This window comes from Streptomyces sp. NPDC054047 (genome assembly GCF_055585065.1).
Map to the genome: position 1 here is coordinate 170302 of NZ_JBVJKV010000005.1, position 15183 is coordinate 185484.

A 15183-nucleotide genomic window follows, 5' to 3' on the forward strand; every position below is an offset into this window, starting at 1 on the left:
TACCGGATCTGCCCGTATCCCGGGGGCCTGTACCGCCGCTCGCGCGGAATCTTTCCCGCCCACCCACCCGATCACCCCGCAGACGACAGTGGCCCGCTCCCTGAACGGGAGCGGGCCACCACCTGAAGTGTCGCGAAGGCTAGAACGCGGCCTCGTCCAGCTCCATCAGGTCCAGGTCCACGCCCTCGGCGAGCTTGCGCTCGTTGGCCACGCCCGGCAGGACGTTCGCGGCGAAGAACTTGGCCGCGGCGATCTTGCCCTCGTAGAAGGACTTGTCCTTGGCCGAGGCGGAGCCCGACTCCAGCTTCTCGGCGGCGACGGCCGCGCCCCGCAGCAGGAGGTAGCCGACGACGACGTCGCCCGAGACCATCAGGAGGCGGGTCGTGTTGAGGCCCACCTTGTAGATGGACTTGACGTCCGACTCCGTGGCCGCGAGGTCCGTCAGCATGACGCCGACGATGGCCTCCAGCTCGACCGCGGCCTTGGCCAGCTCCTCGCGGGCCCCGGCCAGGCTCTCGCCGCCGGTGCCGACCGCGAGGAACTTCTTGATCTCCTCGGCGAGGCCGTTCAGCGCGGCGCCCTGGTTGCGGACGATCTTCCGGAAGAAGTAGTCCTGGCCCTGGATGGCCGTCGTGCCCTCGTAGAGGGTGTCGATCTTGGCATCACGGATGTACTGCTCGATCGGGTACTCCTGGAGGTACCCCGAGCCGCCGAACGTCTGGAGCGACTGCGCCAGCTGCTCGTACGACTTCTCCGAGCCGTAGCCCTTGACGATCGGCAGGAGGAGGTCGTTCAGGGCGATCAGCGCCGACGCGTCCTCGCCCGCCGCCTCCTTGATCTGGATGTCGTCCTGGACGGCCGCGGTGTGCAGGACCAGGGCGCGCATGCCCTCCGCGTACGCCTTCTGCGTCATCAGCGAGCGGCGGACGTCCGGGTGGTGGGTGATCGTCACCTTGGGCGCCGTCTTGTCCATGAACTGGGCCAGGTCCGGGCCCTGGACGCGCTCCTTGGCGTACTCCAGGGCGTTCAGGTAACCCGTCGAGAGCGTCGCGATGGCCTTCGTGCCGACCATCATGCGGGCGAACTCGATGATCATGAACATCTGGCGGATGCCGTCGTGCTTGTCGCCGATCAGCCAGCCCTTGGCGGGGTGCTGGTCGCCGAACGTCATCTCGCACGTGTTGGACGCCTTGAGGCCCATCTTGTGCTCGACGTTCGTCGCGTACACGCCGTTGCGCGCGCCCAGCTCGCCGGTCTCCCAGTCGAACTCGTACTTCGGGACGAGGAAGAGCGAGAGGCCCTTCGTGCCGGGGCCGTGGCCCTCGGGGCGGGCGAGGACGTAGTGGAGGATGTTCTCCGACATGTCGTGCTCACCGGACGTGATGAAGCGCTTCACGCCCTCGATGTGCCAGGAGCCGTCCTCCTGCTTCACCGCCTTCGTGCGGCCCGCGCCCACGTCCGAACCGGCGTCCGGCTCGGTCAGGACCATCGTCGAGCCCCACTGCTTCTCGACGGCGATCGCGGCGACCTTCTTCTGCGCTTCGTTGCCCTCGTCGTGCAGGATGCCCGCGAACGCCGGACCGGAGGAGTACATCCACACGGCCGGGTTGGCGCCGAGAAGCAGCTCCGCGTAACCCCAGATCAGGGAGCGGGGAGCGGTCGTGCCGCCGATGCCCTCGGGCAGGCCGAGGCGCCAGTACTCGGAGTCCATGAAGGCCTGGTAGCTCTTCTTGAAGGACGCCGGGACCGGCGCGGTGTTGGTCTCGGGGTCGAACACCGGCGGGTTGCGGTCGGCGTCCTCGAAGGACTCGGCCAGCTCGTTCTCGGCGAGGCGGCGCAGCTCGTCGAGGATGGTCTTGGCGGTGTCGACGTCCATCTCCGCGAACGGGCCGGTGCCGTACAGCTTGTCGCGGCCGAGTACCTCGAAGAGGTTGAACTCGATGTCGCGGAGATTCGACTTGTAGTGCCCCATGGCGACGGCTCCGTAAGCAGAAAAGGGATCAACAGGATCAGTACCAGCTAGTAGCTACGATGATGCTACCCGCCAGTAATAAGAAGCAACCCCTAATAGGTCATCTGTGACTCAGTACTCGTGCGCGGTGCGGGTGCGGGCTCAGTACTCTTGCGGACATGTACGGCTACGACCAGAGCCCAGGCGCCCAGCAGCAGTACGCCCCGCCCGGGGCGCAGCCGCCGCCGCAGCAGATGCCGGGCGGCGCGGGCGGATACGCCCAGCAGCCCCCGCTCTACCCCGAGCCGTCTCCCCCGTCCCTCGCGGACGCGGTGCGCGCCTTCACCACGGGTTCGATGTCCGCGGAGGACTTCCAGCAGACCTTCGCCACCTCGAAGGTCTACTGCCCGCGCGGCGACAACCCCGGCTTCCTCGCCCTGCACAACACCCAGCAGCCCGTGATCCCGATGTTCACCTCGCTCAAGGAGCTGCGCCGGTACGCGGGCAAGGAGTCCAAGTACTTCGTGATCACGGGCGCGGAGGTCATCGACCTCCTTCCCACCGGGTACGGCTTCGTGCTCGACATGGAGGGCGAGCACCGCATGGTCTTCGACGCCAAGGCCGTCGAGCAGATGGTCGACTTCGCCATGCGCCGGATGTACGGCTAGGCGCCGCCGCGCGGCCACAGGCGGCCGTTTCCGGCCAGACAGGACGCCCGGAGGGAATTCCCTCCGGGCGTCCCGCGTTCCCGGTGGCAAGAAGTTCTACGTTCAACTAAAGTGGACGTACGAAGAAGGAGGCACCGACATGCCCGCTGTGACCGTCGAGAACCCGCTGACCCTGCCCCGTGTGGCCGCGTCCGGCGACGCCGTGGCCCGCCCCGTGCTCGCCGTGACGACCGCGCCGAGCGGTTTCGAGGGCGAGGGCTTCCCGGTGCGCCGGGCCTTCGCGGGGATCAACTACAAGCACCTCGACCCGTTCATCATGATGGACCAGATGGGCGAGGTGGAGTACGGAGCCGGGGAGCCCAAGGGCACGCCCTGGCACCCGCACCGCGGCTTCGAGACCGTGACGTACCTGATCGACGGCACGTTCGTGCACCAGGACTCGAACGGCGGTGGTGGCACCATCCAGAACGGTGACACCCAGTGGATGACCGCCGGGTCGGGCCTCCTGCACATCGAGGCCCCGCCGGAGTCCCTCGTCCAGTCCGGCGGCCTCTTCCACGGCCTCCAGCTGTGGGTGAACCTGCCCGCGCGGGACAAGATGATGGACCCCCGCTACCAGGACATCCGCGGCGGCCAGGTGCAGCTCCTGACCACCCCCGACGGCGGCGCGCTCCTGCGGGTCATCGCCGGTGAGCTCGACGGCCACGACGGCCCCGGCATCACGCACACGCCGATCACGATGATCCACGCGACCGTGCGCCCCGGCGCCGAGGTCACGCTGCCCTGGCGCGAGGACTTCAACGGCCTCGCGTACGTCCTCGCCGGGCGCGGCACGGTCGGTGCCGAGCGCCGTCCGGTGCACATGGGCCAGACCGCGGTCTTCGGCTCCGGCTCCTCGCTGACCGTCCGCGCGGACGAGAAGCAGGACGGGAACACCCCCGACCTGGAGGTCGTGCTGCTCGGCGGGCAGCCGATCCGTGAGCCGATGGCGCACTACGGACCGTTCGTGATGAACAGTCAGGCCGAGCTCCAGCAGGCGTTCGAGGACTTCCAGAAGGGTCTGCTCGGCACGGTTCCGGCCGTGCACGGCATGTAGCCGTACATAAGGTGCGGGGCCGCACGGCCCGTGCTCGGGTAGGAGGGTGAGCACCCTCCTGCCCGAGCCCGCACGTCGTACCGCCGCCTGGTGCGTGGTCCTCCTGCTCGTCGCCGGCGTGGCCGCCGTGGCGATCTGGCTGTTCGTCATCCTCAAGACGGCCGTCACGCCGGTGCTGCTCGCCCTCCTCGGCACGGCACTCCTGGGGCCCGTCTACCGCTGGCTCCTGAAGATGAAGGTGCAGCGCTCGCTGGCCGCGGGGCTCACCTGCGCGGCTGTCGTCGCGGTCGTCGGCGGCGCGATGTACATCGTGGTCAAGGCCCTGGTCGACACCGGCGACCAGATCATCGCCTCCGTGAAGCAGGCCGCCGCCGACCTGTCCGAGCACTTCGGTGCCGCGGGCACCTCCCTGGACGACATGGCGTCCAACGCCAAGGAACTCCTGGGCAAGTTCGGCGGCTCCGCCGCGTCCGGGGTGATCAGCGGGCTCAGCGTCGTCGGCGAGATGATCGCCATGGCCGTCCTCGCGCTGCTGCTCGTCTTCTTCTTCCTGCGCGACTCCGACCGGGCCATGGGCTCCATGCGCTCGCTCGCCCCGCGCGGCACCGCCGACACCGTCGAGGCGATGGGCCGCCGGGCCTTCGAGGCCGTCGAGGGCTTCATGCGCGGCACCACGTTCATCGCGCTCATCGACGCCATCTGCATCACGATCGGGCTCCTGGTCCTGCGGGTGCCGGGGGCGTGGGGGCTCGGCGCGCTCGTGTTCATCGGCGCCTACATCCCCTACCTGGGCGCGTTCATCTCCGGAGCCGTCGCCGTCCTGGTCGCGCTCGCCGACCGGGGCTTCGTCATCGCGCTGTGGGCGCTGGGCGTCGTGCTCGCCGTGCAGGTCCTGGAGGGGCACGTGCTCCAGCCGGTGATCCAGTCGCGGACCGTGCAGATGCATCCGGCGGTCGTGATGCTGGCGATCACCGCCGGGGCGTCGGTGGCCGGAATCCTCGGGATGCTGCTCGCCGTGCCGGTGACGGCGGCGGCCTTCGGGGTGATCTCGGAGCTGCGGGAGCGTTACCCGGCGGGCTCCGCCGGGCCCTCCTCGGCCTCGGGCAGCCCCGTGGAAGGCCCCGCGTCCCCCTCGTAGAGCTCGAACCAGATGCTCTTGCCCTCGCCCCTGGGGTCCACCCCCCACTCGTCGGCGAGCAGCTCCATCAGGACCAACCCCCGCCCGGACGAGGCCAGTTCACCGGGGTGGCGCTTGTGCGGCAGGTCGTCGCTGCCGTCCGACACCTCGGCCCGCAGCCGGCGCGAGCCCGGCTCCCCGATGACCTCGGCGACCAAGAGGGCGTCGCCGTCCGTGTGCACCAGTACGTTCGTGATCATCTCGGAGACCATCAGGACCGCCGAGTCGACCTGATCGGCGACCGCCCAGTCGTGCAGCAGCTCCCGCACATGGCGCCGCGCCCCCGCGATCCGCTCCGGCTCGGCCTGCGCGACCGTCAGGACGGTGCGCCGTGCGGGCGTGCGGTGGGCGGGGTGACCGGCTCTGCGCAGCAGCAGGACCGCTATGTCGTCCTCGCGGCGGTCCACGAGCGGCCCGGTGGTGTGGTGCGAGGAGGGCCCGTGCACGGCCTGCACGAGGGTGTCGGCCAGCTCTTCGAGGCCGTCGTCGCCGTCGTCGCCCCCGTCCTCCTCCAGGATCTTGCGAATCCGCTTCCAGCCGCTGTCCAGGTCGTGGCCGCCGGTCTCGATGAGGCCGTCCGTGCAGACCAGCATCGTCTCGCCGGCCTCCAGGACGAGGCGGGTCGTGGGGTAGTCCGCGTCCGGGTCGATGCCGAGCGGCAGACCGCCGGCCGTGGGGCGCAGCAGGACCGTTCCGTCACTCATGCGTATCGCGGGCTCCGGGTGGCCCGCGCGGGCGATCTCCAGGACACCGGTGGCCGGATCGGCCTCCACGTAGAGACAGGTCGCGAAGCGCGGGTCGGCGGGGTCCCCGCCGGGGTCGCCGTCCGAGCCGATCGTGATGCCGTCCGTGATCCCCGAGAGGAAGCGCGTCGCCCGGGAGAGCACGGCGTCCGGGCGGTGGCCCTCGGACGCGTACGCCCGCAGGGCGATCCGCAGCTGTCCCATCAGGCCCGCCGCCCGCACGTCATGGCCCTGGACGTCGCCGATGACGAAGGCGATGCGGCCGTTGGGCAGCGGGATCATGTCGTACCAGTCGCCGCCCACCTGGAGCCCGCCGCCGGTCGGCACGTACCGCGCGGCCACGCTCATCCCCGGGATGCGCGGCCCGAGAAGCGGCAGCATCGAGCGCTGAAGACCCTCCGTCAGCTCCCGCTCCGACTCGGCGACCCCGGCCCGGGAGAGGGCCTGGGCCAGCATCCGGGCCACCGTCGTCAGGACGGAGCGCTCGTCCGGCGTGAACGAGACGGGGTAGGCGAAGGCGGCCAGCCAGGCGCCCATCGTGCGGCCCGCGACGGTCAGCGGCAAAAACGCCCACGACTGCCGCTCGAAGGGCCGGGCCAGCGGCCAGGTGGCGGGGTAGCGGCGGTGGTACTCCTCGGGCGAGGAGAGATACACCGCGCGGCCCGTGCGGACCACCTCGGCGGCCGGATAGTCCGTGTCCAGGGGCATCGCCGAGAAGGGCAGGTCGTCCCCCGGCTGGTGGCCGTGATGCCCGATGACCTTGAGCCGGTCGCCTTCAAGGCCGAAGACACCGAGCCCGTCCGGCGAGAACCCCGGCATGGAGAGCCCGCCGGCCACCCGGAGCACCTCCTCGGTCGACCGCGCCTCGGCGAGCGCGCGCCCCGCGTCGAGCAGGAAGGCCTCGCGGGAGCGCCGCCAGTCGCCGGTGACGGGGGAGCGGGCGGCGGCGCCCGGCGGGGGCTCGCTGACCTCCTGGAGGGTGCCGATGAGCTCGTACGAGTGCGTGGTCTCGTCCACGATCGGCTTGGAGCGGCTGCGGACGATGCGCAGGACCCGGCGCCCCTGCTCGTCCATGATCCGCAGGCGGGCCTCGGCGAGGGTGCCCTCGGCGACGGCGAGCTGGACGATGCCGTCGATCTCGTTCCAGTCGACGGGGTGGAAGCGGGAGCGCACACCCGCCTCGGTGAGGCTCTGGGCACGCGCGGGGAGCCCGAGGAGCCGGGACGCCTCGGCGTCGAGCGTGACGGTGCCGGTCGCGTTGTTCCAGCGCCACAGGCCGGTCGCGATGGCGGCAAGGACGTCCCGCACGGGAGGCAGGGGTTCGTCCCCCGCCTGCTGCAAGGGATCGTCGGTGCGCATTGACCCACTTTAGGAAGATCCACGGACAAGGCGCCACCGCCGGGGGTGGCGAAGAGCCCTCCGGGGGTGATCGGGAAGTAATCCGGAAAGCGATCTCCGCCCGGACGGTAGCCTTGGGGCCTGTCTGCTCTCTCCCCTATTCGCGAAGACTGGATGAACGAAGATGCATCGGTACAGGTCCCACACCTGCGGCGAGCTCCGCGCCTCTGACGTCGGCTCCGACGTCCGGCTGAGCGGCTGGCTGCACAATCGCCGAGACCTGGGTGGCATCCTCTTCATCGATCTGCGCGACCACTACGGAATCACGCAGCTGGTGGCCCGCCCCGGCACCCCCGCCGCCGAGACGCTCGACAAGCTCTCCAAGGAGACGGTCGTCCGTATCGACGGCAAGGTCGTCTCGCGCGGCGCGGAGAACGTGAACCCCGAGCTGCCCACGGGCGAGATCGAGATCGAGGCCGCCGAGGTCGAGGTGCTCGGCACCGCGGCCCCGCTGCCCTTCACGGTCAACGCGGACGACGGCGTGAACGAGGAGCGGCGCCTGGAGTACCGCTTCCTGGACCTGCGCCGCGAGCGCATGCACCGCAACATCATGCTGCGCTCCTCCGTCATCGCCTCGATCCGCTCGAAGATGGTGGCCCTCGGCTTCAACGAGATGGCGACGCCGATCCTCGCCGCGACGTCCCCCGAGGGCGCCCGCGACTTCGTGGTGCCCTCCCGCCTGAACCCGGGCAAGTTCTACGCCCTGCCGCAGGCCCCGCAGCAGTTCAAGCAGCTGCTGATGATCTCGGGCTTCGACCGCTACTTCCAGATCGCGCCGTGCTTCCGCGACGAGGACGCGCGCGCCGACCGCTCGCCGGGCGAGTTCTACCAGCTCGACGTCGAGATGAGCTTCGTGGAGCAGGAAGACGTCTTCCAGCCCATCGAGAAGCTCATGACGGAGATCTTCACGGAGTACGGGGGCGGCCGCGAGGTCACATCCCCCTTCCCGCGCATCCCGTTCCGCGAGTCGATGCTGAAGTACGGCAACGACAAGCCGGACCTGCGCGCGAAGCTCGAACTGAGCGACATCACGGACATCTTCGCCGACTCCGAGTTCAAGGCGTTCGCGGGCAAGCACGTGCGCGCCCTGCCGGTGCCGGACACGGCGTCGCAGTCCCGCAAGTTCTTCGACGGCCTCGGTGACTACGCGGTCGAGCAGGGCGCGAAGGGCCTGGCCTGGGTGCGCGTCGCCGAGGACGGTTCGCTGACGGGCCCGATCGCGAAGTTCCTGACGGAGGGAGACGTCGAGGAGCTGACGAAGCGTCTCGGCCTGGAGGCCGGTCACGCCGTCTTCTTCGGCGCGGGCGAGGTCGACGAGGTCTCCAAGATCATGTCGGCCGTCCGCGTCGAGGCCGCCAAGCGTGCGGGCCACTTCGAAGAGGGCGTCTTCCGCTTCTGCTGGATCGTCGACTTCCCGATGTACGAGAAGGACGAGGACACCGGGAAGATCGACTTCTCCCACAACCCCTTCTCGATGCCCCAGGGCGGCATGAAGGACCTGGAGGAGAAGGACCCCCTCGACATCCTCGCCTGGCAGTACGACATCGTCTGCAACGGCATCGAGCTGTCCTCCGGCGCCATCCGCAACCACGAGCCCGAGGTCATGCTCAAGGCCTTCGAGATCGCGGGCTACGCGCGCGAGACGGTGGAGCAGGAGTTCGCGGGCATGCTCCGCGCCTTCCGCCTCGGCGCCCCGCCGCACGGCGGCATCGCCCCCGGCGTCGACCGCATCGTCATGCTCCTCGCGGACGAGCCGAACATCCGCGAGACGATCTCGTTCCCGCTGAACGGCAACGCGCAGGACCTGATGATGGGCGCGCCCTCCGAGCTGGAGGAGAGCCGCCTGCGTGAGCTGAACATCGCGCTGCGCAAGCCGGTGGCCTCCGCCAAGGGCGAGGACAAGTAGCCAAGCAGCCTCGAGAAGCAGGCGAGTTGAGGGCCCGGAACCGATCATCTGGTTCCGGGCCCTTTCCTGTGCGTACGCACAGTCGGTGCACACGCCGGTGACAGGTGGGGTCCATAGCGTCCGGTTCATGACAGAGAACAGGAACCACCAGCCGGAGAAACCCCAGGGCCCGGCCCACAAAAGGGACGTGACGCGCCGTAAGGTCCTGATCACGGGCGGGGCCGCGGTGGCGGCGGTCGGCGTGGGCGGCGCGGTGGCGGCGAGCGCGTCCGCGGAGGGGACGGGCACCTCGGCATCCGGCGCCTCGACTTCGGAATCGGCCTCCGAGACGTGTTACCGCCTGACCGGCGAGACGACCGAGGGCCCGTACTACATAGACGCCGACAAGATCCGCGAGGACATCACGGAGGACAGGGAGGGCATCCCCTTCACCCTCCGCCTCAAGGTGATCGACGCGGACACCTGCAAGCCGCTGAAGAAGGCGGCGGTGGACATCTGGCACTGCGACGCGCTGGGGATCTACTCGGGGTACGAGTCGATGAGCGGCGGGGGCGGAGGCGGCGGCACCCCGCCGACGGGAGCACCGACCGGAAGCCCAACCGGCACCCCCACCGGCACCCCGCCCTCCGGCGGCCCCGGCGGGGGCGGCGGAGGCCACCAGGAGCCGACCGACGACGAGCGCTACCTGCGGGGCACGCAACTCACCGACAAGCACGGCTACGTGGAGTTCAAGACCGTCTTCCCCGGCTGGTACCAGGGCCGCGCCGTGCACATCCACACCAAGGTCCACGTGGGCGGCACGATGACGGACACCGGCTATGAGGGCGGCCACGCCTGCCACACGGGCCAGTTCTTCTTCGCGGAGACGGCGGTGCTCGCCTCCGCGGAGGTGTCCCCGTACTCCACGAGCACGACCGAGCGCACGACGCTGGACGAGGACACGATCTACGGCGGGGGCGGCACCCAGGACGGCCTCCTGAAGCTGACGTACCGCAAGGGCCGCATCGACAAGGGCGTCGTCGGATCGATCACGATGGGCGTCGACCCGGACGAGACGCAGGACGGGACGTCGTAGCCCGGCAGGCGCCGCAGGTCAGCTGCTCGGGACCAGCCACGGCTTGTCCGGGAGCGGGGAGCCCGTCTCCAGGAGGGACTTGAGGTTGGAGAGGACCGCGGGCCAGCCCGAGCCCACGTCGTTGCGCTCCTTCTCGTCCGCGAGGTTCTCGTGGGTCACCGTCAGGCGCACGATCCCGCCGTACGGCTCGATGTCGAACGTGACCTGGGAGGGGTCGGCGGAGTCGGCTGCCGCGTTCGGGTACCCCCAGGTCGTCACCAGGCGGGTGGGCGGGGTGCTCTCGACGACCTCGCCCACCACGTCCGCGATGCCCGAGCCGTCGGTGCGCCGGTGCTCCCAGGGTGAGCCCTGCCGCCAGTCGGAGACGTTGGCGTGGCCCCAGTACGCGGCCGTCAGCTCCGCGTCGGTGAGGGCGTGCCAGACCTTCTCCGGGGTGCTCTCGATGTAGGTGACGTAGACGTACGTCGGCTTCGCCGGGTTGGTCGGGTTCGTGGTCATGGTGGCCTCCGCCTGTTGTTTCAGTGCGCTGAGGGCTCGCAGCCGCGGGTGTTCGAACTTGTCGATCCATCGTTCCTGGATCTCGTGCAGCGGCACGGGATTCAGGTAGTGGAGCTTTTCGCGCCCTCGCCGGACGGTGCTGACCAGGTTCGCGGCCTCCAGGAGGGCCAGGTGCTGGGTGGCCGACTGGCGCGTCATCGCGACGCGCTCGGCGAGCTCACCCAGCGTCTGGCCGTTCTCGGCGTGCAGCTGGTCCAGGAGATAGCGCCGCGTGGGGTCGGCCAGGGCCTTGAAGACCTTGTCCACCGACTTGTCCACCGCGCTGCCTGCCCCGGGGCTAGGACTCTTGCTCGTACTCACCCCTCCATCATGCAGGTATTTACCTGCATGTCAAAGTCCGGAGCCTCGGGTCCGGCTCGTGCCCGTCCGGTTCGCGTGCTGTCTATGCTGGCCGTACGGATGTGATGCGGCGGAGGCCCTCATGGCGAAGAGCGACGCGCTGATCGACATGTGGCACGAACTAGAGGTGCCCGACGGCCTGCGTGTTGAGCTGCTCGACGGCGAACTCGTCATGCCGGCGAATCCTGGCCACATCCACGACCTGCCCGGCCGCAGCCTCGTGCGGCACACCCCCGAGCCGTTCGAGGCGTGGTCGGAACGCGGTCTGCTGGTGGCGGACGACTACCGCCCCCGTGCGGACGCCGTCATCATCCGTGGCGACGACCGCCCCGCGGAGGACAAGCGCGAGCGCTATGCCGGATCGGCATCCCCGTCTACTTGATCGTCGACCCGAACGACGCCACGTGGCATCTCCTGCGGCTCGACGGCCGGTGCTACGTCGAGACGGACAAGGGCATCTTCGGTCAGCCCATCGCCCTGCCCGACCCGCTGGGGTTCACGGTGGAGACGCGATCGTGGCACCCGTACCCGGCGGACACGGCCCGCTAGCCCGCCGGTGGTGCCGGCTTGATCAGCGGTTCCCCAGCAGCCCCACGATGCTGGAGAAGCTGTCCGCCGCGTGGCCCGCGTCCATGCCGCGGCGGAACAGGTCCGCCACCGCCGACGGCAGTGCGGCGTCCACGCCCGAGTCCCTGTGGGTGTCCACGACGTGCTGCATGCTGGCCAGGCCCATGGCCAGGCGGTCCACGTCGCCCTCGTGGTTGCCCGCGTCGATGCGCGCCGCGTAGAAGGACAGGAACTCCGGCATCCCGGTCATGTTCTCCGAGGCGTACGGCAGGATGTCCGTCGCCGTCAGGCCGTTGGCCTTCGCGAGGGCGACCGCGTACCAGTAGCTGGAGACGCTCGTCCAGAAGATGACCATGTTGAGCTGGTACATCAGCGCCGCGAGGCCCGCGTCCTCGCCCCGGTAGTCCGTCTGCCCGGTCAGGACCTCAAGGGTCGCGCGGTGCTTGTCGTACGCCGCGCGCGGGCCGCTGTAGAACGTCGAGAACTCCGGCTTCCCGATGCCGTGCGGCGGCGCGAGCACCCCGCCGGTGAGGTGCGCGGCGCCGTGCCCGGCGGCCCAGGCCGCCGCCTCGCGGGCCTTCTTGGGGGTGTCCGAGCTGAGGTTGACGAGCACGCGGCCGGCGAGCGCGGACGCGGCCGGTTCGAGCACGGCGTACATCGCGTCGTAGTCCGTGAGGCTCAGGATCACCAACTCGTTGGCGGCGACGGCCTCCTCGGGGGTGGCGGCCAGGATCGCGCCGCGCTCCACCAGCGCGTCCGCCCGGGACGCGGTGCGGTTCCAGAGGGTGACCTGGTGGCCCTTGTCGAGCAGGGCGGTGGCCATCGCGTGGCCCATGGGGCCGAGGCCGATGAGGGTGACAGGGGTGGCGTTCATGTGGCTTCTCCCGGACTAGAACGATCGCTCTATCTAGAGCACGGGGAGAACGTAGCACGACTCTGGAACGAACGCTCTAATTAGTGACGGAGGTAGAGTGGCGCCATGGCCCAGACCCCCGCCCCGACCTCCACCGCCGACTCCGCCGCCCCCGTCGGCACCCGCGACCGCATCGTCGTCGCCGCCGCACGCCTGCTGCAGCGCCAGGGATACGTCGGCACCGGCATCAAGCAGATCGCGAAGGACGCGCAGGCCACGCTCGGCTCCGTCTACCACTTCTTCCCCGGCGGCAAAGAGGCCGTTGCCGTGGCCGCGATCACGCACAGCGGCGAGGAGTTCGCCGTGCTGCTGCGCCAGGCGCTGACCACGGTCGACGACCCCGGCGCCGCGATCGAGGCCTGCACGGCGGAACTGGCCGTGGGGCTGCGGGAGTCGGGCTGGATCGACGGCTGCCCCGTCACCGCCGCGGCCCTGGAGACGCTGGGCACGGACTCGGAGATCCAGCGGGTGTGCGCGGTCGCGCTGGCGAGCTGGGAGCGGCTCGTCGAGGAGAAGCTGCTCGGCTCCGGCTTCGCCGCGCGGGACGCGCGGGAGCTGGCGACCACGGTGATCAGCGCCATCGAGGGGGCCGAGGTGACCGCCCAGGTCAACCGCAGCGAGGAGCCGCTACGGGCGGTGGGACGTCAGCTGGCGCGGCTCGTGGGGTCGTACGGGGCGGAATCGTCGTACGAGGCGGAATCGTCGTACGAGGCGGAATCGACCGCCGCCGGGCGGTAGCTCAGGCGGCCGGCGTGTGCGTCGCCGACACGGCCGTCGCCTCGGCCCATTCCGCGACGAGGCGTTCGTACTCCTTGTGTTGCTCGGGTCGGAGATACCCGCCTGTCCGCAGCCAGAGCGCACGTATCTCCTCGTTCACCTCGGCCGCTGAGCGCGGCCGGTCGGGGGTGTCGGGAGTCGTGGTCATACAGTGAAGCGTACGTACGAAGTTGTGAAGACGGCGTGAGTTCTGGTCGAATGTGATCGGTATCGCTATTTCAACCGCATGAATCAGCCAAGTTGGGCAAGAAGAAAGGGCCCGCGAGTTCAATCGCGAGCCCTTTCAGGTCAGTTCGGGACGGTCGGACCGACCGGTTACGCCTGCTTCGTCTCCTCCAGGCGCGGGAACAGCACCGCGCCCTTCGTCACCGTCGCACCCACCGGCAGCTGACCCCACGTACCCGCGTCCTGGACCTTCTGGTCGGCGAGCGCGCCCAGCGAGGCCTCGGCGCCGAGCGAGTCCCACAGCTTCTGCGAGGTCTCCGGCATGATCGAGTTCAGCAGGACGGCCACCGCGCGCAGCGAGTCCGCCGCCGTGTAGAGGATCGTCGCCAGGCGGGCCTGGCCCTCCGGGGACTCGTCCTTGGCCACCTTCCACGGCTCCTGCTCCGTGATGTAGCCGTTGACCTGCTTGACGAAGGCGAAGATCGCCAGGATGCCGGCCTGGAAGTCGACCTCCTCGCCGATCTTCAGGTCGGCCGTCGCGACCGCCTTGGCCAGGCCCTCCCGCACGGCCTGCTCCGCCGGGCCGGACGCGGTCGCCTCGGGCAGCGCGCCGCCGAAGTACTTGCCGACCATGGCGGCCAGGCGCGACGCGAGGTTTCCGTAGTCGTTCGCCAGCTCGCTCGTGTAGCGGGCGGTGAAGTCCTCCCACGAGAACGAGCCGTCCTGGCCGAACGCGATGGCGCGAAGGAAGTACCAGCGGTACGCGTCCACGCCGAAGTGCGAGGTGAGGTCCTGCGGCTTGATGCCCGTCAGGTTCGACTTCGACATCTTCTCGCCGCCGACCATCAGCCAGCCGTTCGCCGCGATGCGGCCCGGCAGCGGCAGGCCCTGCGCCATCAGCATCGCGGGCCAGATGACCGCGTGGAAGCGCAGGATGTCCTTGCCGACGAGGTGCACGTCGGCGGGGAAGGTTGTCCTGAACTTTTCCTCGTCCGCGCCGTACCCGACGGCCGTCGCGTAGTTGAGGAGGGCGTCGATCCAGACGTAGATGACGTGCTTGTCGTCCCACGGGACCTTGACGCCCCAGTCGAACGTCGAGCGCGAGATCGACAGGTCCTGAAGGCCCTGCTTGACGAAGTTCACGACTTCGTTGCGCGCCGACTCGGGCTGGATGAAGCCCGGGTTCGCCGCGTAGTGCTCAAGGAGCTTGGGGCCGTACTCGCTCAGCTTGAAGAAGTAGTTCTCCTCCTTGAGGAGCTCCACCGGCTTCTTGTGGATGGGGCAGAGCTTCTGCCCCTCGAACTCGCCGCCGGCCTCGCCGTCGATCAGGTCGCCGGGGAGCTTGTACTCCTCGCAGCCCACGCAGTACGGGCCTTCGTAGCCGCCCTTGTAGATCTCGCCCTTGTCGAAGAGATCCTGGACGAACTCCTGCACGCGGTCCGTGTGACGCTTCTCCGTCGTGCGGATGAAGTCGTCGTTCGCGATGTTCAGGTGCTCCCAGAGAGGCCGCCAGGCCTCGTCCACGAGCTTGTCGCACCACTCCTGTGGCGTGACGTCGTTCGCCTCGGCAGTGCGCATGATCTTCTGACCGTGCTCGTCCGTGCCGGTGAGGTACCACACCTTCTCGCCGCGCTGACGGTGCCAGCGCGTGAGCACGTCCCCTGCAACGGTCGTGTAGGCGTGGCCCAGGTGAGGAGCGTCGTTGACGTAGTAAATGGGGGTCGATACGTAGAACGCCTTTGCGCCTTCGCTCGTCCCCTGCTTCTCGGATCCAGTGGCCGCCATGGTCGAAATCCTAACGGCCCCGGAGCGGGCGATTCACCTCGATTCCAGGGGGTGGACCCGGGGTG

14 protein-coding genes are annotated in these 15183 nt (G+C 69.5%); 8 read left to right on the plus strand and 6 right to left on the minus strand.

Features of this window, described 5'->3' with window-relative positions; genetic code table 11:
• Positions 1-139 precede the first annotated feature (139 nt).
• Positions 140-1972: an acyl-CoA dehydrogenase gene (locus ACZ6ZP_RS20510; RefSeq protein WP_366461595.1), complete on the minus strand. Its 1833-nt coding sequence runs from the start codon at positions 1970-1972 to the stop codon at positions 140-142.
• A gap of 158 nt (positions 1973-2130) precedes the next feature.
• Between ACZ6ZP_RS20510 and ACZ6ZP_RS20515 the strand changes: the two genes are divergently transcribed.
• The 3 genes from ACZ6ZP_RS20515 to ACZ6ZP_RS20525 all read left to right on the plus strand — a co-directional run bounded on the left by ACZ6ZP_RS20515 (position 2131) and on the right by ACZ6ZP_RS20525 (position 4853).
• Positions 2131-2619 (plus strand): SseB family protein, encoded by a 489-nt coding sequence (locus tag ACZ6ZP_RS20515; protein ID WP_351167177.1) that lies wholly within the window; start codon positions 2131-2133, stop codon positions 2617-2619.
• 139 nt (positions 2620-2758) lie between these two features.
• Positions 2759-3715 carry a pirin family protein gene (locus ACZ6ZP_RS20520; protein WP_351167175.1) on the plus strand — a complete coding sequence of 319 codons (957 nt, stop codon included), beginning with the start codon at positions 2759-2761 and terminating at the stop codon, positions 3713-3715.
• Positions 3716-3761: 46 nt separating this feature from the next.
• Positions 3762-4853: an AI-2E family transporter gene (locus ACZ6ZP_RS20525; RefSeq protein WP_351167173.1), complete on the plus strand. Its 1092-nt coding sequence runs from the start codon at positions 3762-3764 to the stop codon at positions 4851-4853.
• On the opposite strand, the gene ACZ6ZP_RS20530 is transcribed toward ACZ6ZP_RS20525, so the two are convergent.
• Positions 4781-6994 carry a SpoIIE family protein phosphatase gene (locus tag ACZ6ZP_RS20530; protein WP_351167171.1) on the minus strand — a complete coding sequence of 738 codons (2214 nt, stop codon included), beginning with the start codon at positions 6992-6994 and terminating at the stop codon, positions 4781-4783. The genes ACZ6ZP_RS20525 and ACZ6ZP_RS20530 overlap by 73 nt on opposite strands.
• A 163-nt stretch (positions 6995-7157) precedes the next feature.
• Between ACZ6ZP_RS20530 and aspS the strand changes: the two genes are divergently transcribed.
• Both aspS and ACZ6ZP_RS20540 read left to right on the plus strand, forming a co-directional pair.
• Positions 7158-8939: an aspartate--tRNA ligase gene (gene aspS, locus ACZ6ZP_RS20535; RefSeq protein WP_351167169.1), complete on the plus strand. Its 1782-nt coding sequence runs from the start codon at positions 7158-7160 to the stop codon at positions 8937-8939.
• Positions 8940-9066: 127 nt separating this feature from the next.
• Entirely contained in the window at positions 9067-10014 is a 948-nt protein-coding gene (locus ACZ6ZP_RS20540; protein WP_469407787.1) for an intradiol ring-cleavage dioxygenase, read from the plus strand.
• Between the two features lie 18 nt (positions 10015-10032).
• Here the strand turns inward: ACZ6ZP_RS20540 and ACZ6ZP_RS20545 are convergent, their stop codons facing one another.
• Positions 10033-10818 (minus strand): ArsR/SmtB family transcription factor, encoded by a 786-nt coding sequence (locus tag ACZ6ZP_RS20545; protein ID WP_351167228.1) that lies wholly within the window; start codon positions 10816-10818, stop codon positions 10033-10035.
• Positions 10819-10993: 175 nt separating this feature from the next.
• Between ACZ6ZP_RS20545 and ACZ6ZP_RS20550 the strand changes: the two genes are divergently transcribed.
• Positions 10994-11293 carry a hypothetical protein gene (locus ACZ6ZP_RS20550; RefSeq protein WP_351167165.1) on the plus strand — a complete coding sequence of 100 codons (300 nt, stop codon included), beginning with the start codon at positions 10994-10996 and terminating at the stop codon, positions 11291-11293.
• The gene (locus ACZ6ZP_RS20555) at positions 11290-11460 is read left to right on the plus strand and encodes a hypothetical protein (protein WP_351167163.1); all 171 of its coding nucleotides are present in this window, start codon (positions 11290-11292) and stop codon (positions 11458-11460) included. The genes ACZ6ZP_RS20550 and ACZ6ZP_RS20555 overlap by 4 nt, the downstream gene beginning before the upstream one ends.
• A 22-nt stretch (positions 11461-11482) precedes the next feature.
• Here ACZ6ZP_RS20555 and ACZ6ZP_RS20560 read toward each other — a convergent pair whose 3' ends face one another.
• Positions 11483-12352 (minus strand): NAD(P)-dependent oxidoreductase, encoded by an 870-nt coding sequence (locus ACZ6ZP_RS20560; protein ID WP_351167161.1) that lies wholly within the window; start codon positions 12350-12352, stop codon positions 11483-11485.
• Positions 12353-12457: 105 nt separating this feature from the next.
• Between ACZ6ZP_RS20560 and ACZ6ZP_RS20565 the strand changes: the two genes are divergently transcribed.
• A complete protein-coding gene (locus ACZ6ZP_RS20565; RefSeq protein WP_469407789.1) occupies positions 12458-13129 on the plus strand; it encodes a TetR/AcrR family transcriptional regulator in 672 nt (223 codons plus the stop codon).
• A gap of 1 nt (position 13130) precedes the next feature.
• Here the strand turns inward: ACZ6ZP_RS20565 and ACZ6ZP_RS20570 are convergent, their stop codons facing one another.
• Both ACZ6ZP_RS20570 and metG read right to left on the minus strand, forming a co-directional pair.
• Positions 13131-13316 carry a hypothetical protein gene (locus tag ACZ6ZP_RS20570; protein WP_351167157.1) on the minus strand — a complete coding sequence of 62 codons (186 nt, stop codon included), beginning with the start codon at positions 13314-13316 and terminating at the stop codon, positions 13131-13133.
• A gap of 167 nt (positions 13317-13483) precedes the next feature.
• Positions 13484-15118 (minus strand): methionine--tRNA ligase, encoded by a 1635-nt coding sequence (gene metG / locus ACZ6ZP_RS20575; RefSeq protein ID WP_351167155.1) that lies wholly within the window; start codon positions 15116-15118, stop codon positions 13484-13486.
• Between the last annotated feature and the right edge of the window lie 65 nt (positions 15119-15183).